Annotated in this window: 17 protein-coding genes and 2 tRNA genes; 11 read left to right on the forward strand and 8 right to left on the reverse strand. The window is 63.5% G+C overall.

What is annotated here, in order from left to right:
* Positions 1 to 290: 290 nt before the first annotated feature.
* The 4 genes from Pla111_RS00630 to Pla111_RS00645 form a co-directional block, all read right to left on the reverse strand.
* The gene (locus tag Pla111_RS00630; RefSeq protein WP_146570386.1) at positions 291 to 713 is read right to left on the reverse strand and encodes a hypothetical protein; all 423 of its coding nucleotides are present in this window, start codon (positions 711 to 713) and stop codon (positions 291 to 293) included.
* A 361-nt stretch (positions 714 to 1,074) separates the two neighbouring features.
* The gene (locus Pla111_RS00635) at positions 1,075 to 2,457 is read right to left on the reverse strand and encodes an MFS transporter (protein WP_146570387.1); all 1,383 of its coding nucleotides are present in this window, start codon (positions 2,455 to 2,457) and stop codon (positions 1,075 to 1,077) included.
* A 152-nt stretch (positions 2,458 to 2,609) separates the two neighbouring features.
* The gene (cyaB, locus tag Pla111_RS00640) at positions 2,610 to 3,158 is read right to left on the reverse strand and encodes a class IV adenylate cyclase (RefSeq protein ID WP_197524635.1); all 549 of its coding nucleotides are present in this window, start codon (positions 3,156 to 3,158) and stop codon (positions 2,610 to 2,612) included.
* A 93-nt stretch (positions 3,159 to 3,251) separates the two neighbouring features.
* Positions 3,252 to 4,688 (reverse strand): UTP--glucose-1-phosphate uridylyltransferase, encoded by a 1,437-nt coding sequence (locus Pla111_RS00645; protein ID WP_146570391.1) that lies wholly within the window; start codon positions 4,686 to 4,688, stop codon positions 3,252 to 3,254.
* A 283-nt stretch (positions 4,689 to 4,971) separates the two neighbouring features.
* Here Pla111_RS00645 and metK point away from each other — a divergent pair, with 283 nt between their 5' ends.
* From metK to Pla111_RS00690, 9 genes are all read left to right on the forward strand, one after another.
* Positions 4,972 to 6,198, forward strand: coding sequence for a methionine adenosyltransferase (metK, locus tag Pla111_RS00650; protein WP_146570393.1), 1,227 nt, complete (start codon positions 4,972 to 4,974; stop codon positions 6,196 to 6,198).
* Between the two features lie 535 nt (positions 6,199 to 6,733).
* A complete protein-coding gene (gene ispF, locus Pla111_RS00655) occupies positions 6,734 to 7,228 on the forward strand; it encodes a 2-C-methyl-D-erythritol 2,4-cyclodiphosphate synthase (protein ID WP_146570395.1) in 495 nt (164 codons plus the stop codon).
* A 175-nt stretch (positions 7,229 to 7,403) separates the two neighbouring features.
* The gene (cysS, locus tag Pla111_RS00660) at positions 7,404 to 9,161 is read left to right on the forward strand and encodes a cysteine--tRNA ligase (protein ID WP_146570397.1); all 1,758 of its coding nucleotides are present in this window, start codon (positions 7,404 to 7,406) and stop codon (positions 9,159 to 9,161) included.
* A 109-nt stretch (positions 9,162 to 9,270) separates the two neighbouring features.
* Positions 9,271 to 9,771 (forward strand): crossover junction endodeoxyribonuclease RuvC, encoded by a 501-nt coding sequence (ruvC, locus tag Pla111_RS00665; protein WP_146570398.1) that lies wholly within the window; start codon positions 9,271 to 9,273, stop codon positions 9,769 to 9,771.
* Between the two features lie 147 nt (positions 9,772 to 9,918).
* On the forward strand, positions 9,919 to 10,545 hold the full coding sequence (gene ruvA, locus Pla111_RS00670) for a Holliday junction branch migration protein RuvA (protein WP_231930532.1): 627 nt from the start codon (positions 9,919 to 9,921) through the stop codon (positions 10,543 to 10,545).
* Between the two features lie 2 nt (positions 10,546 to 10,547).
* Complete coding sequence (locus tag Pla111_RS00675; protein ID WP_146570403.1) at positions 10,548 to 11,492, forward strand: alpha/beta hydrolase; 945 nt, start codon at positions 10,548 to 10,550, stop codon at positions 11,490 to 11,492.
* Positions 11,493 to 11,712: 220 nt separating this feature from the next.
* Positions 11,713 to 12,552, forward strand: coding sequence for an alpha/beta hydrolase (locus tag Pla111_RS00680; protein WP_146570405.1), 840 nt, complete (start codon positions 11,713 to 11,715; stop codon positions 12,550 to 12,552).
* A gap of 52 nt (positions 12,553 to 12,604) precedes the next feature.
* Positions 12,605 to 13,705: a Holliday junction branch migration DNA helicase RuvB gene (gene ruvB / locus Pla111_RS00685; protein WP_146570407.1), complete on the forward strand. Its 1,101-nt coding sequence runs from the start codon at positions 12,605 to 12,607 to the stop codon at positions 13,703 to 13,705.
* Positions 13,706 to 13,986: 281 nt separating this feature from the next.
* Positions 13,987 to 17,472, forward strand: coding sequence for a beta strand repeat-containing protein (locus tag Pla111_RS00690; protein ID WP_146570409.1), 3,486 nt, complete (start codon positions 13,987 to 13,989; stop codon positions 17,470 to 17,472).
* Here the strand turns inward: Pla111_RS00690 and Pla111_RS00695 are convergent.
* The 3 genes from Pla111_RS00695 to Pla111_RS17050 all read right to left on the reverse strand — a co-directional run bounded on the left by Pla111_RS00695 (position 17,413) and on the right by Pla111_RS17050 (position 19,513).
* Positions 17,413 to 18,153 carry a hypothetical protein gene (locus Pla111_RS00695; RefSeq protein WP_146570411.1) on the reverse strand — a complete coding sequence of 247 codons (741 nt, stop codon included), beginning with the start codon at positions 18,151 to 18,153 and terminating at the stop codon, positions 17,413 to 17,415. The genes Pla111_RS00690 and Pla111_RS00695 overlap by 60 nt on opposite strands.
* A 167-nt stretch (positions 18,154 to 18,320) precedes the next feature.
* Positions 18,321 to 19,316, reverse strand: coding sequence for a GGDEF domain-containing protein (locus Pla111_RS00700; protein WP_146570413.1), 996 nt, complete (start codon positions 19,314 to 19,316; stop codon positions 18,321 to 18,323).
* Positions 19,317 to 19,336: 20 nt separating this feature from the next.
* Positions 19,337 to 19,513 (reverse strand): hypothetical protein, encoded by a 177-nt coding sequence (locus Pla111_RS17050; RefSeq protein WP_197524636.1) that lies wholly within the window; start codon positions 19,511 to 19,513, stop codon positions 19,337 to 19,339.
* Positions 19,514 to 19,824: 311 nt separating this feature from the next.
* Here Pla111_RS17050 and Pla111_RS00705 point away from each other — a divergent pair.
* Both Pla111_RS00705 and Pla111_RS00710 read left to right on the forward strand, forming a co-directional pair.
* Positions 19,825 to 19,898, forward strand: a tRNA-Asp gene (locus tag Pla111_RS00705).
* Positions 19,899 to 20,247: 349 nt separating this feature from the next.
* Positions 20,248 to 20,321 (forward strand) — tRNA-Arg (locus Pla111_RS00710).
* A gap of 2 nt (positions 20,322 to 20,323) precedes the next feature.
* On the opposite strand, the gene Pla111_RS00715 is transcribed toward Pla111_RS00710, so the two are convergent.
* Positions 20,324 to 21,548: tyrosine-type recombinase/integrase (locus Pla111_RS00715; protein WP_197524637.1), on the reverse strand; the 1,225-nt coding region annotated here is incomplete at its 5' end.

Genomic DNA, 21,548 nt, shown 5'->3' on the forward strand with positions numbered 1-21,548 from the left:
CAGCGCGGAATAGGCAAAGCGGGAAAGCTACGGACCCCGCGAGTATTCCAGATCGGCCCGATCGTCGAAACGTCAGTTCACGGCGTAGAAGGCCCTCACCAGACGAACGGCTACGAAAAAGGCCCCCCGTGCCGGTTGGCACGGGGGGCCTGGAAGCGCGACCCATTCCCCAAGAAGTGATTCGCGTGTGAGATCGATAGCAGAGAAACCGAGCGGCGACCGCGGGAAGTCGCGGCTCGATCCCCCCACCAGGACCTTGGTTAAGAGCAACGAGCGGGACCCAAGAGTGATCACTCCTCGTCGGAGTCGTCTTCCTCATCGTCCAACAGGTAGGAGTCGGTGCCGTCCTCGTCGTCAAAGACGCGGCACTCTTCGTCACCCTCGTCGGTCTCGTCGAATCGGCGGCTCTGGCTGTCGTCGTCCCCTTCGTCGAAAGTCTGGCACTCGGCGTCATCGCCCTCGGCGTCGTCGAGCCAGCTTCGCTCGGCTTCGGCTTCGGCCTGCTCTTCAAGGGCGGGCCGCTCGGCATCGCCCTGCTCTTCTTCTAAACGCCACTCGGTGTCTTCCTCGTTAAAGACACTGCACTCGGTATCGCCGCCGTCGCACTCTTCCAGCACGGGCAGCGGCGCGGCGATCACGATCGACGGCGCGAAACCAAAGGTTCCGACAGCAAAGGCGGCGATCAGGGCGGCAAACGGGGCAAGTTTCTTCATCGTGAGAGACTCCATTCAAAAGGGTTTCCGACAATCCGTGCCGGAGAAAACTGGTTAGGGCGGCGACCGCGACGCTTGCGGGCACCAGTTGTTTGCGGGGGGGGAGGGCGACTCGTGTGTCGCTGATAGAAGTGATAAGCAAAGGGGATGCCAAAACTCGCCGAAGCCAGGAAAGACACGGTTTTTCAGGCTTTTGCTCCCCAATAACCACGCGCGGTGCGTCATTCTTACAAGCCGGGTTGCAAAACGTTCCCCTGCGGAGAGAGAGAACGCTCTCCCCCGCTCTAAGCCGCCGCGCGGCACTCTTCAGCACTGCTATCAGTGCCCGCGGAGGAGTCACTCCGATCGGCAAGTCCCTGCGCTAGGGGGCCGCGTGCCGGGGCTCGCTCAGCCACAGGGTTCGCGCTCCGGCGATCAGCAGGACCAAGGCACCGAGGGCAAAGACCGGGGTGCAGCCAACCACGCCGACCAGCCAGCCAACGATCGGCGAGCCGACAATCACCGGAGCAGCCAAACAGAGTCCGATCGCCGCGATGAGCTGCGTGTGGTGTTCACGCTCTACCAACTCGAGTGTGTAGTTGATGAGCATCTTGATCATTACGGGGGTGAAACCCAGCGCGATAAAGACGAGCCAGTACCAACGGCCCATCGCTTCAGCGGGGAGTGTGGCGAGCGCGATCGCTATCAGCGGAGCCGCGGCGGCACCGAACACACAAAGCTGCACCGCCAGACGGTTACCGAACCGATCTGCAATTGGGCCGGCCAACAGGCTGAGTGCCGCAACCGCCAGGTGCTGGGTGATCGACCACAGCATGAGCCATTCGAGGTCAAAGTTTCCGCCCGCGGCACTGCGCCCCAGCGCTTGAAAGTGGGGGAACAGCGTAAACGAGGTGCTGGACAACAGGGCAACCGTTGCTACACCACGGCAAGGCCCCGGTGCGGTGGCCAGCCGCCAGGCGGCCGATAACCGACTCCAAGCGCTGGAGCTGGCCTCTTCGTAAGCATCGGGCAACTCGCGAACGCCGAGCATCGTCAGGCTTGCTACAGCAAACGCGAACGCCGGTGCCGCAAAGAGCCACGTGAACCCGCCGTCGGCCAGCTTCAGCCAGGGGGTCATCAACCACCAGGCGCACGCCACGGCAATCGGCGCGCCCACCACCACCGAACTGGTGAAGAGCCTGCCGCGGCGCTCAGCACGGATCACTTTACCGTTGATCGCGTGCAGCGCGAGCTGATTGATGCCGGTGAGACAAAAGAAGACGCCGTAGGCGACCATAAACAGATAGGGCATCCACCACGCCGCTCGACTCGGATCGTCCGTTGACCGCCACGCACCGGACGCCCACAGAATCGAGAGCAGCGCAAACGGCACCGCCATGCCGAGGGTGCTGCGGAAAACGGCCCAGCGTTTCTCAGGCATCAGCTTCAAGCGGCGTGCGTAGAGCGCTGGCGGGATGCTGAAACCCAATCGATTGAAGAGCATCAAGGACCCCTGCATGACGGGTCCGCCTCCTACGACATCCATGAAGTAGGGGATGATGATGCTCTCGGTCTTGAAGATCCAACCGACGCGCAGCAGCAACTGGTGCAGCGCGAGCCACACGAAGTTGCCCGCCTCCCACCGCTGGGGACAGTCTGCATGCGGGGCGACGTAGTCGGTGTCCGGCGCATCGGACGCCAAGCCGAGCGGGCCTTCCGCCTTGGAGGGGGGCGGAGACGCAGCGGGGTCGGCAACCGAAGACATGCAAACCCAGAGGCAGGGAAGTCGGGCGGGGCAGGACACCCACTGTAGGCCAGCCACGCACGGGCGACCACGGTCACCGGCTGTCCCGTCGCGGGAAGCCCCGTTGCTAACCACCGAACCCGCTTTTCGCTGGTCACCGCCGCGAGGCTCCGCTAGAGCGGTTCGGCGAGCAGCATTTCTAAATAGCTGCGTGGTTCGGGCACGGTCAGCCCGAGCGACCCCGCCGTCGCGAGCACGCACGCTTCCGCGGCCTGTCGGTCAGCGTCGTCCTGGGCAATCGCTTCGATCTCGACAAAAGCACCGAGCCCCTCAACTTGATCGAACGCAATCTCGATCGAGCGGTTGTCGCGTTGCCAAGAGCAGGTCGCGCGACGTTTGCTGACGGTCAGCACCTGACGAAATCCGAGATGCACCAGCAGCTCGGACCAACCGACAGCGGTATCGGCCACGAGTGGCAATTCAAGCTCGTAGCGCGTTTTGGTCGTGCCGGGTTGCTTGGCACCTTTATAAGTGACCACCAACGTGTCGCCTTGGGAGCGGAGTCGCAGCGCTTCGTCGGTGGCAGCAAAGTCACGCGCAGGATGATTGAAGTACGTATCGCTTTGCGTGACGGGATCGGCCAGCAGCCCCCCTTGCTCGGCGAGCCTTTGCCGGAAGCCCTCAGGATCAGCGAGCGCAAACTTTAGTTCGACTTCAAGCATCGAGCCGGCTGGGGGGGTGCAGGAAACGGTCGATGACGCATCGGATCCACCACGCTCGGCATCAGCCAAGCAGGGCATCCGTCACGCAGGGCATCAGCCACGCAGATAAGTGGGGCCTTCGATTGCGACCGGCGCTTGTGCGGCGCGCTCGGCAACTCCCGCCGCGTCGAGTCCCCACAGCGGGCTAATCTCGACGGGAACGTCCGCGGGCACGGCAACACCAGCGGCTTGGAGCCAGCTCCGCTGCTGATCCAGCAAGAACTGCCGTACGTACTCCGGCGTATCCTTCGGCGCGCCGCTGGCGTTCTTGAGCGGTGCGAAGACCTCGGACTCGGCATACTCGACCACGATCGGACGCTTCGCCTTCGGCAGCAGATCAAAGATGAACCGCTCAAACTTCAGCGCGTTATTCTCGGTGGGGGTCACGAGCTGCCCCGACTCGTCGAGGTACGGCGCTTTCTTGTGGGCGACGTGAAACGGCAGGGCGTCTTTCAGGGCGAGCATCCGCTCCAGGAACGCCACGCCGAACACGTGGACCGCGATGCTCCCTGCCCAGAAGCGGAGTCCGCCTTCCGCGTCGGCTTGAGCGGCCACATCGTCGGGGAAGTCGCTGTACTCGATAACGCACAGCTCATTATCGACCATGACAAAGTTGCCCAGCTTGTCTTCGGGCGCTGACTTAGCGACCGCCATGCTGGTCAGTTCGCTATCGGCGGCGAGGTGATAGCCCAAGAACTCGGCGTCGCCGATCGGCACGAGTGGGTTATCGACCTGCAGATAAAACAGATGCTCGACACCGCGGCGACGCATGTGATCAATCGCTCCCACACCCGCCTTCTTGTAGGCGGCCAGGGCGGCGATCGTTCCGCCGTGGCCATCGGGGCTGAGGAACAGCTCTCCACGATCGGACATCAGCACGCGCCCAGTCGCTTCGTCGACAGCGGGCATCGTCCCCTGGCAAAACACGAACAGGTCATCCTCGGCCAAGCCGAAGCGGTCGTTCGCTTCGAGAAATGCGATCTGCTCTTCGTGCGTGATCGGGCTGGTCATCAGATAGACGGGCACCCCCTTGCCGTGCCGTTTTGCCAGGGCAACCGCCTTCTCCAGATGGATCTGCAGCAGAGTCGCGTCGGAGACGGGCCCGATCGGGTACATCCCCTTGGGCTTCTCAAAACCGAGCCGACTCCCCTGCCCGCCTGCCACGAGCAAGACGCCCACACGCCCCGCGTCGAGGGCGGCTTTGCCGGCGGCAATCGCTTCGGGGGGTTTCACTCCGAGCCCCCCCCCGCCGCCTGTCAGCCGATCCGCCAGCCGCATTGCCACCGGCGGCTGGGCCCGCCGCGCGGCGGCGTGCCAATCGGGCTGGTCAACCTGCCCTTGATGCAGGGCACCAAGCTGCTCGAAATCAATCGCTTCAATCTGCCCGCGAAGCCGCTCCTGCGCGGCAGGGGCGAGCTCGTCCCACCAGCGAACCAGATGCAACTGATCGGACGGGGCAAGACGCGCAGCGAGCGAGGCGGGGGCAGGCATAGGGATGTCGGGGGCGAGACCCAGGAGAAGAAGGAAGCGAGTACGGTGGCCGCACACATACCGGGGGTGACAGCCGCGATTATCGACGGCAGAGCCCGCTCTGGCTACCACGCGCCGAGCCCGTTGCAGGACGCCCCGTTGCGGGCCTATACTCGGGCGTTTGCAGCCAACCGCCCGGCGGCGACTTCTGCAAGGGGCCGACTCCTGGGGGGTGGCTCCGGCAACCAAAGTTCTCCGCTCAATCAAGCTCCCCCCTCATTTTCGCGTCTTACAGGAGATCCCCGTGGCTTCCGGCAACTACTTGTTCACCAGCGAATCGGTCAGCATGGGCCACCCGGATAAGGTCGCTGATCAGATCTCGGACGCGATCGTCGACGACATTCTGGCCAACGACCCCAATCCGGGCGACGCCCGCGTGGCGGTCGAGACGCTGGTCACCACGGGGCAAGTCGTGGTCGCGGGCGAAGTCCGCACGAGCCACTATGTGGACGTTCAGGAAGTGGTTCGCAACACGATCCGAAAGATCGGCTACACGCACTCCGACATCGGCTTCAGCTTCGATTCGTGCGGCATCTTCAACGCCATCCACGGCCAATCGCCCGATATCGCGCAGGGCGTCGATAAGGCTTCGGACGTTGATGGCGAGCAGGGTGCCGGCGACCAGGGCCTGATGTTCGGCTACGCATGCAACGAGACCGACGTACTCATGCCCCTGCCGATCCACCTCTCGCACCGCATTGTCGAGAAGCTCGCCGAGCTGCGTGAGTCGGGAGAGATCAGCTGGCTGCGTCCCGACAGCAAGAGCCAGGTCACCGTCGAGTACGGCCCCGACAACAAGCCGATCCGAATCCACACGATCGTCGTCAGCACCCAGCACGACGAATCGATCCTCGCCCCGTGCGGCACGAAGATCACCGATGCGGCCAAGCAAGAGGTCATCAAAAAGTCGATCGAGCCGGTGCTGCCCGCCGAGTACGTCAACGGCCCGATCAAGTACCACATCAACCCGACCGGCAAGTTTGTCGTCGGCGGCCCCCATGGCGATACGGGCCTGACCGGCCGCAAGATCATTGTCGATACCTACGGCGGCCGCGGCCGTCACGGCGGCGGCGCGTTCAGCGGCAAGGATCCCAGCAAGGTGGACCGTTCGGCCGCTTACATGGCCCGCTACGTGGCTAAGAACCTCGTTGCGGCGGGCTTGGCCGACGAGGTCGAGGTGCAGCTCGCGTACGCGATCGGCGTCGCCGAGCCGGTGAGCGTCAACGTCAACACGTTTGGTTCGGGCAAGCTCGATGACGATTCGCTGGTGCAGCTCATCCGCGACCACTTCAAGCTCACGCCGCGCGGCCTGATCAAGGAACTCGGCCTGACCAAGCCCGTCATGAGCGCCACCGCCGCCCACGGCCACTTCGGCCGCGAGCCCGGCCCCAACGGCGAGTTCACCTGGGAAAAGACCGACAAGGCCGCCGCGCTCGCCAAAGCCGCCGAGTCAATGGCCGTGGCAAGCTGAACCCGATTTACCCACAACGTAAAAAATAGCGGCGAGCACCAGAGTGTGCTCGCCGCTATTTTTTTAAAGGTAAATGGTCTTCCCCCCTGAAACAGAGCCACTCTGAGTGAGAGAATCTCGTGCCGGGCGGTCCCCGGTTTTTGGAGGATTCTTTCGATGAAGCGGACAAGGCACACGACGGACCATCGAAAGCGACGAAGCTTTCGTCCAGGTCGCCATGATCCAATTGATGGTCAAGCGGCTATGAAAAGATGCTTATTGGACAGCTTCTGAGTGCCAGTCTACGATCGTCCAGCCGATTGGCAGATTGTCGGCATCGAACTTGAGTAGGGGTAACTGGTCACCAAAAGCAATCGGCACTTGGAGTGCTATCGCTAATAGAGCGTATCTAATACTACGATTCATCTCGTTGCCTCTGCCTTTATGGTTCTTGGTCCATTCGAAGACTAGCCACCCTAATTTTTGGAGTTTAGCCTAGGAGCGCGCGGGGCAACGAATTTTTTGTACGGATACGCAAGAGCGGAAAACAAATTACATGACTCTGCGCATCGGACTTGGCGAGGATCGGCATCGGCTCGATGGGGTCGGCTCGGGGCCGTTGCGGTTGGGGGGCGTTGAAGTACCGCACGAGCGCGGGCTCGTCGGCCACTCGGATGCCGATGTGCTGCTGCACGCCATCACCGACGCACTGTTGGGTGCCATCGGTGAGCCCGACATCGGGCAACTCTTTCCGAATACCAACGGTGCCAATCGCGGTCGCGACTCGCGCGACTTTCTTCACTTTGCGATGGAGCGTGTCCGGGCGTCGGGGTACGAACTCGTGAATCTCGACTGCGTGATCCTTGCCGAGCGGCCCAAGCTGTCGCCTTACAAAGACGCTATGCGGCACGCCATCGCGTCGATTCTCGAGGTGCCCGTTGCGGAGGTCGGCATCAAGGCGAAAACCGGCGAGGGCGTGGGTACCGTGGGTCGCGAGGAGGCCATCGATGCGCGGTGCGTTGTGCTTGTCGCCCGTAAGTCCACTAGTTAGCCACCGATCGTTGACCGGAGGGCAATGCGAAATGACCGGGGGGCTGTCTGGGAATCGCCCTTGTCGGATTGGATCGGTGACCGATCTTCCCCCCGCCCCCCCAAAAGCCGTACCCTTACGGCTTCGCGCGCTGCGCGCGTCTTGCCTTTCGCACATCCGCCTCCTGATTCCTGACATGTCTGCCGCCACGACTGCTACCGTGTTCAACCCGCAAACCGATGCCGGCCCCCACCCCTCGCTGGTGATCTACAACACGCTCAGCAAAAAGAAGGAACCCTTCGCCACCGTGCGGCAGGGCCAGGTGGGCGTTTATCTGTGCGGCCCGACGGTGTACGGCAAAGCGCATATCGGGCACATGGTCGGGCCGGTGCTGTTCGACACGATCAAGCGTTACCTGACCTACTCGGGCTACGAGGTTCGCTGGGTCGTAAACATTACGGATGTCGATGACAAGCTGATCAAAGCCGCCGATGAGCAAGGCATCTCGATGGCCGAGGTCGCGGAGCTGAACATCAAGGACTACGAAGATAACCTCGCCGCGCTGGGCGTCACACAGATCGACGACTTCCCCAAGGCCACCGAGTGCATGGGAGAGATCATCGACTTCATCGCGGGGCTCATCGACGAGGGGTATGCGTACGAATCACAAGGGGACGTTTACTTCGACGTCGCCAAGGACGCCGACTACGGCAAGCTCAGCAATCGAACCGTTACGGAGATGCAGGGCGATGGCGGCGGGGCGGCGGCACGCAAGCGTTCGGCGGCTGACTTCGCGTTGTGGAAGAGCGCTAAGACGGGCGAGCCCTCGTGGGATTCACCCTGGGGTGCCGGCCGACCGGGCTGGCACATCGAGTGCTCAGCGATGAGCAAGAAGCTGCTGGGAGAAACGTTCGACATCCACGGCGGCGGGCTCGATCTGGTGTTCCCTCATCACGAGAATGAAATCGCACAGAGCGAGTCGTGCCACGGCAAGCCGATGGTTAAGTACTGGGCCCATAACGGTCTGCTGCGCAAGGACGCGGCGGCCGGCAAGATCGGCGGCCGCGCTGAACGGCAAGGGGCCGATCGCGAGGCCGGGGCCGACGACGCCGGCGGCAGTAACGATGCCGGCGGCAAGATGAGCCGCAGCAAGGGTGCCGGCGGCCTGGCAGACCTGATCGCCAAGCAAGGGGGCGAGCGGATCCGCTTCTTCCTGCTCCGCACCCACTACCGCAGCACGGTGCTCTTCAGCGAAGAAGCGATCGAAGAAGCGGCCGTCGGCCTCGAAACCTTCTATCGGCTGTTCAAGCGCTACGAGCGCGTCACTGGCAAGAGCTTTTACGACCTCAAGCCCGCCACGATCCGCGCTGGCGTGGCGGCGAACGATGCCGCGGCAGCCGCCAAGCAGAAGTTCGTCGCGGCCATGGACGACGATTTCAACACGGGCAGCGCGATTGGCGAGCTATTCGAGCTGGCCCGCCTGACCAACAAGTTTTGCGAGGACAACAAGCTTGAGTCGTCCGCAAGCGAGGCCGATCAGACAACGCTCACAACGCTGATGACCACAATCAAAGAGCTGGCCGGCATCCTCGGGCTGTTCTTGCACTCGCCGGCCAGCGCCGGCGGGGGCGATGAGCTGCTGGGCAGCGTCATGCAACTCGTGATCGAACTCCGGGCCGAAGCCCGCGCGGGCAAGAACTTTGCCGTGGCTGACGCCATCCGCGACGGGCTCAAGCCGGCCGGCATCGTCGTCGAGGACCGTCCCAGCGGTGCCGAATGGTCCGGAGGGGACACGGCCTCGCTCGAAGCGGTGATGCAGATGCTGATCGCCTTGCGTGCCAGCAGTCGAGCCGCAAAAGACTTTGCCACCGCCGACGCGCTCCGCGACAAGCTCGCCGCGATCGGCGTGACGATCGAAGACCGAGCGGGCGGTGCCGAATGGAGCCACACCTAAATTGCGGCCGCCGAGCGGTTGATGGAGACCAAACGCTAGCCAATGCTCGTGCTTCAGGCCGTTAGAAGTGCGGGCCGCATAATTCTTCTGTGCTGAGTCGAAACTTCTGATGCGTATCCTTGGCGTCGATCCCGGCTTGAACATCACCGGCTACGGTGTCATCGACGCCACGCGCGCGGGCGTACGTCTGGTGGAAGCGGGTGTGGTACGGGGCACCAAGGGCACCTCGCTCGCCCATCGCGTCGGCGAGATCCACGCCGGCATGAGCGAGGTCATCGCAGGGCTACAGCCCGAAGCGATGGCGATCGAAGAACTCTATTCGCACTACGAGCGGGTGAAGACGTCGATCCTGATGGGCCACGCACGGGGCGTGATCGTCCTGTCGGCCACCCAGGCAGAGATCCCCGTGTCGCACTACGCGGCGACGCAGGTCAAACGGATCCTGACCGGTGCCGGTCGGGCCCCCAAAGCGCAGATGCAGCTGGCGATCCAGCGCGAGCTGGGCCTCGCCGAGCCGCCCGAACCGCCCGACGTCGCTGACGCATTGGCGATCGCCATGACCCACTGGTATCTGAGCGGCAAATCCACCGTTATCAGCGGCTCGCGCTGATCACGCTGACTGCCTGTGCCCCCTCGGACAGGTTTGTCATCATAAATGCTTGAAGGTTTGCCGAACGTGAGTGCCCCCCGTGGGGCGAAGCTCGGCCCTCCTTCGATTCCCCTCACCCTTCTGACCTCCAGCCGGCTGCTAACTCTCTTGATCACTAAAATTACGGGCCGGGTTGTCGGAGTCGCCGGCGACATTGCGACGCTCGCCGCAGGACCGTTCGAGTACGAGGTGCTCATCCCCGAATTCGCCCGACGACAGCTTCAGGGCCAGGTCGGTCGCGAAGTCTCGCTCAACACACTGGAGTATCTCGAGGGGGATCCCACACGGGGTCGGCTTACGCCGCGTCTGGTCGGGTTTCCGGCGGCGGTCGAACGCGAGTTCTTCGAGATGTTCTGTCAGGTCGACGGTGTCGGGGTAAAGAAGGCCCTCCGCGCGATGGTCCGCCCGGTGGATGAACTGGCTTCGATGATCGAGGAACAAGACGTGAAGGGGCTTTCGACGCTGCCCGGCGTCGGGCCCGCCACGGCAGAACGCGTTGTCGCCAAGCTGCGCCGCAAGGCCGCCAAGTTTGCTTTGCTCGTCCGGCGCGACGACGGAACCACGGGCGTGGAGATCGAGAGCGACCTGTTGAGCGAGGCGTTCGACATCCTGCGAAGCCTGGGCCACAGCGAGTCCGACGCCCGCCGGCTGATCGATCAGACCGTGTCGCGCAACAAGAAGTTCAAAGACGTCGAGGCGCTGCTGCACGCCGTTTACGAGCAGCGGAGCCAGTGATTTTGGATCACCCCAACACGCGCCCGCCCGCTCGCAACAAACGCTTGCCGCTGAGGCCGGCTGCCGGAAGGCTGGTGCGTGGACTGCTGGCGACCTATTTGGGGATCGTGCTTATTATGAGCTTTCTCGAACGCCGACTCGTGTACCCGGCTCCGGCGCTGACACGAAGCGATTGGTCGCCCGCGCAGTCGTCCGAGCCGACTGCGCCGCATGAGGTCTGGATCGCAAGCGATGACGGAGTGGAGGTGCATGGCTGGTTCTACGAGCGCCCCGACGCCGGGCACGCCGTTCTGTACTGTCACGGCAACGCCGAACAGGTCGCCGACAACGACACCCTGATGCGACGCGTGCGGAAGGAATTGAACGCAGACGTCCTGATCTTTGACTACCGAGGCTACGGAAAAACACGCGGCCGTGCCGACCACCCTGCTCCCCCGCCGACTGAGCGCGGCGTGATCGCCGACGGGCTTGCCGCCCAGCATTGGCTGGCAGAAAAAACGGGACGCAGCCCTGATGAGATCGTGCTCATCGGCCGATCGCTCGGCGGCGGTGTCGCCACGGCGCTGGCCGCCAAAGCGGGCGCGGGGGCCCTGCTGCTACAAGACACCTTTACCCGTCTGCCCGACGTAGCGGCTAACCGCTATCCGTGGCTGCCGGTCAGCCTGGTGATGCAAAACCGGTACGACTCGCTTGCAGGTCTGAGCCGCTATCGGGGTCCGCTACTGGTCAGCCATGGCAATAAAGACCGCGTTGTGCCGTTTTCACACGCCCAACAGCTGTACAACGCGTGCCCCAGTCCCCAAAAACGGTACCTGCCGCAACCCACAAGAGGGCACGACGATCCGTTGCCGACGAGTTATTGGGAGGCCGTTCGAGAGCTGCTCGCCCCACCCCGGGAGGGGGCACGAATCCGTCATAAGCCGGCGGAATTCAGGGAGAAGGGGTAGTGTCGGAAACCTGGGGCATGCTTGACGCCGGCACCGGCGACTCTTGATAATCTGTAATAAGACAGTGAGGGGCTAAAAACCGGGCAGATTCCTTTCCAGCCGATCATCCCCCCTGCCCTTCACGATCGGGCCCCCGTTGGCCCTGCTGCCCTCCTGCTAGCGATCCCCTGAGTTGTTGCTCAGGCCCGTTCGCTCCCTCCTAAAGCAATCAGCACACTGAATGTTCAACTGGCTCGAACGTCCGCTTATCTTCCCTGCCCCGCCCCGTCATCGGGGCAACTGGGACATGCAGTGGTTTGACAAAGAAGACGTTTACTTTGAATCGCCGCGCGGGCCTGGGCGACGCGCTGCCCAACTGCACGGGTGGTTCGCCCCGCACCCGAAGGCTAAGCAGGTGATTCTGTACGCCCACGGGCAAACAGAACACGTCGCCAGCCTGGCCAGCGTGGTCGCCCGACTGCAAGACGCGCTCGATGCTTCGGTGCTGGTGTTCGACTACCGCGGTTACGGCAAGAGCGAAGGACGAGCGACCGAGGGGGGCGCGATCGCCGACGCCATGGCCGCCCAGCAGTGGCTGGCGGAACGCACCGGCAAACTGCCCGAAGAGCTGATCTTGATCGGCCGCTCGCTTGGCGGTGCCGTCGCCGTGGGCGTTGCCGCGGAACGGGGTGCCAAGGCCTTGATCCTGGAGAACACCTTCGGCCGATTGGTCGATGTGGCCTCGTACCATTACCCCTGGTTGCCCGTCCGGCCGTTCATGCGGAATCGGTTTGACTCGATCCGGCGCATCGCCCGCTACGAAGGCCCGCTGCTGCAGTTGCACGGCACGCGCGACCGGATCGCTCCGGCCAAGTTCGCCCGCGAACTGTACGCGGCATGCCCCTCGCCCATGAAGCGGTTCTACACCGTCCGCCGAGGGGTCCATCACGACGCGACTCCGCTGGCGTTTTATTCGCACATGGCCAAGTTCCTGGACGAGGTCGAAGCGTTTAGGAAAATCGGCACGCTCCCCGCGGTCTTCTCTCAAGAGGGCTCAGCCGAGCTTTCATCGGTCGGCTGATCGTGTCAGACTGCCGCTTCTGCACTCTTACGTCGCGCCAAGGAAGGTCGCCATGCCCCGCGAAACGATCCTCTCCGGCGATGACGGCGCACACGAGAACGATCCGCAGACTGGTTCCGATGTCGCGGGGCAGCGCCGGAACCCACAGACCGACTTAGGGGAAGAGGACTATGCGCTGCGGCCCCGCACGCTGGCGGACATGGTCGGCCAGCGCGAGGTTTACGAACGGATCAAGATTGCGGTCGATGCCGCGCTGATGCGTAGCGAGCCGCTCGGGCATGTGCTGCTGGACGGTCCGCCGGGTCTTGGCAAAACCACTTTTGCCACCTGCATTCCGCGCGACCTGGGCGTGCCGTTGCAGATCGCGAGCGGAGCAGCGCTGGCGGCCCCCAAGGACTTGCTCCCCTATCTGACCAACGCGGAAGAGGGGTCGGTTCTGTTTATCGACGAGATCCATCGGCTGCCCAAGGCGGTCGAGGAGTTCATGTATCCGGCAATGGAAGACTTCCGGATCGATATCACGCTGGGCGAGGGGCTCAGTGCGCGGACGGTGAACATGAACCTCCGCCCGTTCACCATGATCGGGGCCACCACGCGCAGCGGCTTGCTCTCGGCTCCGCTGCGCGATCGCTTCCCCATCCGCGAGCACCTCGATTTCTATTCCAGCGACGAGCTACAAGAAATCGTCCGGCGTAACGCCACAAAGCTCCGCCTGCCGATCGACGACGACGCGGCGGCAAAGATCGCGTGCACCAGCCGTGGCACGCCGCGGATTGTCAACAATCGGCTGCGCTGGGTGCGTGACTACGCCACGAGTCGCGCAAGCGGAACGGCGACCCTGCCGGTGACGATCGAGGCGCTCAAGATGCTGGGCGTCGATGATCGCGGCCTGGATCCGCAGGATCGCAAGTACCTGACGACGCTGATGCGTGTGTTCGATGGCGGCCCGGCGGGCATTGAGGCGATCGCCCATACGATCAACGCGGCCCTCGACACGCTCACTGACGAGGTCGAGCCTTTTCTGTTGCGCAGCGAGTTGGTGGTCCGCACCCCGCGCGGCCGTAAGCTGACGCCGCTGGGCTACAAGCACCTTGGTGCCCCCCCCCCGGATAAAAATCCGGAAGAAGACGACCGCCAAAGCGCGCTGTTCTAAAGCGCGCCACACAGCGCCCCCCGCAGCCGCGGGGCGCTAACTCTGGTTCGCCTGACGGGTCTGCTACACCGATTCCACCGCAGCGGTGGCGCGCCGCCAAATGCACCGCAATCGCTGTCATTTCGATGGCGCGCAACTGCGCATGAGAGTCTTCGATTCTCGTGTTTCTGGTTGATTCCAGGGGCTCAGCCATTAGGGTACGGCTTCTGCTACGAAGCGAACGAGCGTTACGCACGGCATAGCGTGGTGCCGTTCCTCTCCCTTCTAGCCGGAGCTCTCCGATGGCGACGCCCGTTTTCCGCTCTTCTTCTTTACGTCTGGTACTGCTGGCGACTTGCTCGCTCGCGCTGGGACCGTCCGCTCGCGCTGTCGACTTTGAGTGGGACGGCGGGGCCGGCGACAGTGGCTGGAACTCGGTCATCATCTCTGGCGGAGTACAAACCAACTGGTCACCTGAGAATGTGCCCACCGCCAGCGACAACCTTGTCTTAACCGGTGCCTCAGTCGCCGGCCCCGTGACAATCGACCTGGAGGGTGGTGCACAGCCGATCAACCGCCTCGAAGCAAACGGGGTCGGTAGCGTCTACACGTTCCAGAACGGCGTACTAGAGCTGACGGTCGGCAGCGGCAACGCGATCCTCACCAGCGACGGTGGGGGCGAGTTGCAGATCGATGCCGACCTGCTCCTCACCCCGTCCGCCAACAGCACGCACCTGCTGAACGTCACCACGAACGGCGATCGTATCGTGGTAAATGGCGACATCTCGTCAGGCCAGGCGAGCGGCATCACGACGCTCATGCCGACATCTAGGAACCTCACACACGCGGCGTCGGTCGAGCTCAATGGGGTCCTCTCCGACGGTGCCGGTCAAATCCAGCTGGCCGCGGGCTTTAATAATGACCTAGCCAATCATCGGGGTGTCGTCCGCGTCACCGGGGCCAATACTTACACCGGTCGCACGCTCATCAACGCGGCGACGCTCGAGATCAACTCGATCGAGAACATCGGCGGACCGGCCAATGCGCTAGGCCAGCCGCTGGTGGCCGACGCGGCGATCGCCTTCGGCAACGCCGCCGCGTCCGGAGTGCATCGCGGCACGCTGCGCTACCTTGGCACCGGACACACGAGCAATCGGCCGATCCTCATGAACGGTGGCGTCAGCGACCGAGCGGTGATCGAGTCCTCCGGCACGGGGCCGCTCATCTTGCACGGTGATGTCTTAACGAATGGAAACACCCAGTTCTTGCAGTTAGGCGGATCCAATCTGGGTGACAACACCCTCTCGGGCACGATTGCTCCCGGAAACGGAACGGGAGTAACCAACCTCGTGAAAGACGGCGTCGGGAAGTGGATCGTCTCCGGTTCGAGCCCCAACCTCGACGGGACCCTGTTCGTCGACTCCGGTCGGCTCGTCGTGACGGGTCAACTGGGGACCCCCGCAACCCCCCTCACGAGTGTGCAGCCCAACGCCGGCGGTGTGCTGACGCTCGATGGCGGTGTGATCTACGCGGGCGACCTCAACAACCCGGGCAGCACGCTCGACTTCCGCAGCGGCGAACTGAGCCTTAGCGCCAACTCGATCGGCGGCGGCGCAGGGTCGTTCAGTATCGGCACGCAGGGTCCGGGCACGCTCCGCCTGCAAGGTGGTTCCCAATCCTTCGAAAACCTAGCGCTCCACGGAGCGGACGACACGCTCGAGATGACGACGGGAGTCCTCCGATTCCGTTTTCTCACCAACCCGGCTGGCGGCACGTTAACGCTGACCGACGGTGAGATCCAGATGATCAACGATGGAGCATTCCTTGATAGCGTTCCCGCTGGCGTGACGCGCGACATCGGCGTGAAAATTACCGGCGCTGGCCGCTTCGAAAAGATGGGTCCCGGTAAGCTCAACTTCACCGAGTCAACGCAGCACACCTACACCGGGGATACGCGTATCTTCGAGGGCACACTCGAACTCGTCGGCACCTCGGGCCTGCCGATCAGCCGGACTCATATCGCGGCCGGCGCGACGCTAATCGTCGCCAACAACGATGGCGGCGACGCCACCGGCGGGATCACCGGCGAAGGCACGATCGTCACCGGTGAGAACGCGGGGATCGCGAGCGAACCGGCGTCTGGCGTCTTCAACTTCGGCGGATCGATCATCGGCGCCGGACGCTACATCAAGCGTCAGGGCGGCACTCAGCGGTTCTCAGGTCCGAACACCTATACGGGTTCGACCGATATCGTGGACAACGGCGGGCACCTCGAAGTCGTCGCCGGCGGGTCAATCATCGGCACGTCGGAAGTCACGATCGGTGGTCAGTCTCGGTTCGTTGTGGCGGGCGGAACGGTCGTCACCGCGGGTGATGTCTCCGTCGCGACCAACGGGAGGCTCGAGGTCCTTGGCGGTTCGCTCCGAGCCAACCGACTGGATCGCGGTAGCGCCGGAGGGCTTACATGGACTGCCGGCACGATCGACTTGGCCGACGCGGTCGTCCTGCAGGACGATCCGTTCGACCCACAATCGCCGTTCCGCGACTTTCTGACGCTCGACGCCACCAAGGCGCTCAAGACAGACGAGACGGTGACTGTGTCGACGGACTCGGTGCTCACCCTGTCGGGCGGCGTTCTGGAAGCGGACAACCTGTTGCTCGCCGGGAACGGGCAGTTCGTTTTCAACTCGGGCCTGCTGGTGCTCCGCAATGGCCAGGTTCTCAACTCCTCTCGGCTTGCTCAGCTCGACATCGCGGCGCCCCTTACCGCAGGAAGAAACCTCACCGTTGAGGGGATGGCCACGATCGCCGCGCCACTCACACTAGCCGGCGGAACGCTGCGGGCCGGGTCGATCGTCAATCCCGAGCTGCTGATTCTTAGCCGCGGCGAACTGGAGCTAACCGCGAGCGATTTGACGATCGCTCCGGGTCTGGAAATCGACGCCTTCAGCGGGATGAGCCTCAGCGCTTCCGCTGGCGCACTGGTCAACAGCGGCGCGCTCAATCTGATTGGTGCCGACGCCAGCTTCGCCCTCGCCTCGTCCAATGCTGCGGGCGCGCAGATCAACACGATCAACGCGCAGCTCAGTTTCTCCGCCGGACTCACTAACGACGGCGACATCAACCTGATCAACAGCACGGTCAATGGCGATCTCATCACCGGCGCGGGCGGTTCGGCGACGCTGCTCGGCTCAAACGCCTTCGGCAACGACCTGGTCCTTTCCGACACCTCAGCACTGGTGCTCGATATCGCCGGCGATCAAGCGGGCGAATTCGACCTCGTCACGGTCGGCGACGCGGCCACGCTCGACGGCGTGCTCTCGGTGTCGCTCTCCGGAGGATTCGCTCCCCTGCCCGGGCAAGAGTTCACCGTGCTCACGGCTAGCAGCGTGGTGGATGCGGGTCTGACCCTGGGCGGTGCCGCGGCCGGTCAGTTCACGCTGGTGGTGACGCCCACGAGCGTCGTGCTAAAAGCCGCCGCCGCCGGCGTGCCGGGAGACTTTAGTGGCGACGGGATTGTCGACAATACGGACCTGAACCTGCTGCTGGCCAACTGGGGTCAACCAACGCCCCCCGCCCCCACCGGCTGGAACGGCACGCAGCCCACGGGCTCAGCGATCGACAACGACGAGCTCAACACCCTGCTCGCCAATTGGGGATTCGGTGCCAGCAGCGGCACCGCTGTGCCCGAACCGGGCATGTTGTCGCTCGCACTGATGGGGATTCTGCTAGCGCCGACGCGGCACCGAGCGCTGCGGTGTCGCGCTAGCGGCGGGCTTGGGCGTTGAGGGCGCGGTCTTCAGCGTTTCGCCCAACAGTCTGAGCGTCTCTTGATACTCGGGCGTCTCACCGCCACCCGCGGGACGCGTGTCTTGCACGATCAGCGCGTAGACCCGATCGCCACTGGCGAAGGTAAACACGTTCTGCACCAGATCGACCGCTGTTCCCTCCGCAACGCCCTGCCCTGCTGTGGCACCTTGGCCTGATGCGGCGGTAGTCGAGACACGCAGTTGCTGGCCCGGATAGGTCCGATCGGCACCGCGTAGCTGCACCGCCTGACGCTGAATTGGCTGCTTGCCGTACTGCTCGGCGATGTTATCGGCCAGGACTTTCAGCAACGACTCGGGGGCCAGCTCACCGTCGTACCGTTGCAGCATGATCGCCGACGAGGGTCCCTGGATCGCCCAGATGGCAACGCCCCCCTCATCGACCGGCGTTTCGGCTACCAGCGAGGCGGGGTGTGAAAACGAGACCCCCTCGATCGTAAAGTCAGTTTGCGAACGCGGATCGATCCGCATCGTCACTCTTTGCTCACCAATCTGTACCGCAAACGGCTTGCCGACCGGAACGTTGTAGACCTCGGCACCGATGGTGAGTCGGCAGCCCCCAGCAAGCTCCTGTGCGGATACCCCGGCTGTCCCCGCGATGATCGGCAGGACAAGCAAAGTCTCTCTCAGCCAAGATTGCATTCGAAGCATTTCTCTGTTCGGTGGGAGTCAGCGTTTTTTGGAGCAGTAGTCCAGCGTGCAATCACGTGCATCACGCCACCAGCCGATCAGGGGCTGTGCGGCTTGGCGAGTGGCTGCATTGTAAGCCGATGCGAACCCGTCGGCGACGGTCGCAGTCGCCTGGCTTTTCAGGACTCTTCCGATACCGCGGCGAGCCGCAGGCCTTCCGACAAAGGGGGCGATCCTTCATTTGCCCGCGTGAGCGGGGCATTAAGAGCTGGAGCGACCGAAGCCACGCCTTCGCCCTTGTCGGGACGTATCGCAGCCCCCGTATGGAGGTACTGCGATCCGGGCCCCGCCGCACGTGCGCTGTAGAGCGCCGAATCGGCCCGCGCGAGCAGCGAGCCCGAAGTGTCGCCGCGCGCCGACTGGGCCATTCCGCAGCTAATCACCAGCCCGCCTTGTTGCTGCAAGGTCTGGCGTAACCGACGGCAGAAAACCCCCGCCCCAAACAGGCGTGTGCCCGGCATAACGATAACGAACTCATCGATCCCGTAGCGGGCGATAAAATCTCGATCGCGCAGCTGGGGTCGCACCAGGTCGGCGGCATTCCGTAGGCGTTCTTGCTGCTCCGCACGACCGGCACCCGGATTATCTGAAGAGGCATCGACCGCAACGAGTACCACGCTGAACTCGCCGCGTGTCGCGGCGTGCCCCGAGAGTTCCATCTCCAGCAATTCGCCGAGCGCGCGTCGATTACTTAAGCCTGTAAGCGGATCGGTGCGTCCGCCGCTGAAGTTGGACAGGGCTTGCGACTGCTGACGGATCTGATCGTAAGCGTTCGCCACCTGTCCGACTAAACGCAGCGTGGGCGTGAGCACCCGCTCGGCCTCATCTCGCAACGCCTGCCAAGCCAACTCGCCCTCAAGCGTTTCGGCCTGAGCAACACGCTGCTTGAAGCGTTCGACCTCGGAATGATGCGTCGCCAAGTCACGCCGCAAACAGCTGGCAACGCTCTCCAGCTGACGCGCTATCTGAGCGGCCCGCGCCAGTTCTTCGCGATTGTCCTTGTTCACCGGCTTCCGCCGCTGGGAGCGACCAAACAGATAGCCGAACGCGGCCACGGCCGCGAGCGCAACGGTCTCGGGCAGTCCGCCGCCGAGTTGCCAAACCATATCGGTCATCGGAGATTCTCGCCAAAGGCTTAGATGGCTCGCTTACCGCCGAGACCACGAATGATGAGGAATCCGACCGCACAGAACACCGCGAGAACGACCAGCCATTCGTCACGGTTGAGCGAATCGAACCACTTCCAAACCCCCGGCAGAAAGTCGCGGATCAGGTCGCTGATACGGATAAAGGTGTCATGGGTGGCTAGCATGGCGACACTCGTGCGGAGCCGGGCAGGGATTTTTCGAGGGGAGCCGCGTCATCGAAACCGGCTCATTGGGTCCGTCGTAAAAATAGGCCACGCCCGCCCCCCGCTCGGGGCGGCAGCCCCGCGATCTCGGCCCAAACGCCCGTGTGGGCGGCCGCGGCCGCTAGAATCGGCTCAATCGGCACCCCTTGGCCGCTTCGATCTCCACCACCAGCCACGCGGAGAACCTGCCGGCGGCGGGTCACCCGATTGACGGCTCGCCGCGGGCCAAATAAATTACTTGCTTGGCCGGTGGCTTACGCCATCAGCCGGCTGGCGCCGTAGCTCAATTGGTTAGAGTACTGGACTGTCGATCCAGTGGTTGCGGGTTCGAGCCCCGTCGGCGTCGCTCCGAAAACCCCGCGAAACCTCTGGTTTCAGCGGGGTTTTTCTTGCGCGAACCCCAAATCACGCCGGGTCACCCGAATCAAACCGGGTCGATAGCCCCCCGGTGCCGAGGCCGCCTTTCGTTAACGGCAGGTCTCAAGAGCCGCGGCTTCCAAGACGAGACCCACACGTTCGCATCGAGAACCGCTTACGAGAGCCGTCTTTTGGGTTGCAAGACCGAGCGGGAATCTGAAATCGCAACGCCCAGAGGTAGGGGTTAGTCTCGGCTGGCTTTCGCAGGGAAACTAACAAGCGTCCGTTCAGCGATGGCCCAGACCGCCTCGCAGAGCCTACACTGACACCCTAGCTACGCGCCCGTAGCTCAGCTGGATAGAGCAGCGGACTTCTAATCCGCAGGTCGCAGGTTCGAGTCCTGCCGGGCGTGCTTCAATACCCCTTGTTTTCCATTGTTTTGCTTCGTGTCCGTCGAGGGCGCGGAGTCTTCCGGGGGGCAGTGTTACCCGGAATGTTACCCACGGCCTCCCACAGCGCCGCAGCCGTCGCTTGGGCGTTCTGCCCCACGTAGTACGTCATCGTCGTCTCGATCGACGCATGACGCATGAGGGTTCGTAAGTCGTTCGGCATGACGCGCCGAGCCCAGCGCGCCCCGAATGCTCTGCGTAGGTCGTGAGCGGATGCGGTCTTTCCGGTCGCTGGATCGACCAAGACGCCCGCAGCCGCGCCGATGCTGCTGATTATCTTTCCGATCTTCAACACGTCCCGAGCCATCGCCCCATTGCCCCGCAGCTTGAGCGGAGCAAACACGTAGCCCCGTTCGCGACGGATCGGCGCGAGTAGCTCCACAGCCTCAGGCGCGAGCGGGACTAACTCCACCTTGCCCGACTTCTGCGCGCCGGCGTCGAACGCCAAAACGCTCTTGCGGCCGTCGAGCATGACCCATACGGCGCCCGGCTGTTGGTCCCATCGAAGAGCCAACGCTTCGCCTAGGCGGAGCCCGGACCACCACAAGCCGCGCAGCAGTAGCTTCCAAGATTCCGCAGCTATGGCGCCGACAACGCCTTCGGTGGCGTCGAGCATCCGCTCGAACTCTTCCCCGGTGATCGGTCGCCCCTTCATCTTGGCGACAGCCGCGCGCTTCGGCATCTCGAACTGCGGGACAGTGGGCAGTAGCCCTTGCCGGTGAGCCCAGCGCGCTACCGCTTTTAAGTGGCGTAGGTGTTGCGCCACGGTGGCTTCGCTTAGGCGGAAGCTGCTGGCCTCTTCCTTGCCGTCAGGGCCCTTGACGGTCTTCTGTCGCTCGCGGCGTAGCTCAGCGGTGAACGCAGTGACGCGCGCCGTTGTGAGGTCGGCTAGGCGCTTGGGTCGGCAGAGCTCTTCGAATGAATTGAACACTGCTGCGTAGTTGCCGATCGACGAACGCTTCAGCGTCGGAAGCCTCGACTCTTCCCAGAACTCGCGGAAGTCTTGCCAACTCATCCGCGCGTCACGCTGGTAGCGGCCCGCGCGCAGGTCGGCCTCCCACTGTGCGGCGAGCTTCTCGGCTTGCTTCCGCTGGTTGGTCCCTGCCGATCGGGTCTCTTGCTTGCCCGTCAGCGGGCATCGGAACCTTAGCACCAGGTTCGCCCGGTCGCGGTACTTCACCACGTGAACC

This window comes from Botrimarina hoheduenensis (assembly GCF_007859815.1).
GTDB lineage: Bacteria > Planctomycetota > Planctomycetia > Pirellulales > Lacipirellulaceae > Botrimarina > Botrimarina hoheduenensis.

What these genes read in the sequence shown, in the direction of transcription:
- Pla111_RS00630 (WP_146570386.1), bottom strand. Translation starts at nt 713, where the DNA reads ATGAAGAAACTTGCCCCGTTTGCCGCCCTGATCGCCGCCTTTGCTGTC.
- Pla111_RS00635 (WP_146570387.1), bottom strand. Translation starts at nt 2,457, where the DNA reads ATGTCTTCGGTTGCCGACCCCGCTGCGTCTCCGCCCCCCTCCAAGGCG.
- cyaB (WP_197524635.1), bottom strand. Translation starts at nt 3,158, where the DNA reads ATGCTTGAAGTCGAACTAAAGTTTGCGCTCGCTGATCCTGAGGGCTTC.
- Pla111_RS00645 (WP_146570391.1), bottom strand. Translation starts at nt 4,688, where the DNA reads ATGCCTGCCCCCGCCTCGCTCGCTGCGCGTCTTGCCCCGTCCGATCAG.
- ispF (WP_146570395.1), top strand. Translation starts at nt 6,734, where the DNA reads ATGACTCTGCGCATCGGACTTGGCGAGGATCGGCATCGGCTCGATGGG.
- cysS (WP_146570397.1), top strand. Translation starts at nt 7,404, where the DNA reads ATGTCTGCCGCCACGACTGCTACCGTGTTCAACCCGCAAACCGATGCC.
- ruvC (WP_146570398.1), top strand. Translation starts at nt 9,271, where the DNA reads ATGCGTATCCTTGGCGTCGATCCCGGCTTGAACATCACCGGCTACGGT.
- Pla111_RS00680 (WP_146570405.1), top strand. Translation starts at nt 11,713, where the DNA reads ATGTTCAACTGGCTCGAACGTCCGCTTATCTTCCCTGCCCCGCCCCGT.
- ruvB (WP_146570407.1), top strand. Translation starts at nt 12,605, where the DNA reads ATGCCCCGCGAAACGATCCTCTCCGGCGATGACGGCGCACACGAGAAC.
- Pla111_RS00690 (WP_146570409.1), top strand. Translation starts at nt 13,987, where the DNA reads ATGGCGACGCCCGTTTTCCGCTCTTCTTCTTTACGTCTGGTACTGCTG.
- Pla111_RS00695 (WP_146570411.1), bottom strand. Translation starts at nt 18,153, where the DNA reads ATGCAATCTTGGCTGAGAGAGACTTTGCTTGTCCTGCCGATCATCGCG.
- Pla111_RS00700 (WP_146570413.1), bottom strand. Translation starts at nt 19,316, where the DNA reads ATGACCGATATGGTTTGGCAACTCGGCGGCGGACTGCCCGAGACCGTT.
- Pla111_RS17050 (WP_197524636.1), bottom strand. Translation starts at nt 19,513, where the DNA reads ATGCTAGCCACCCATGACACCTTTATCCGTATCAGCGACCTGATCCGC.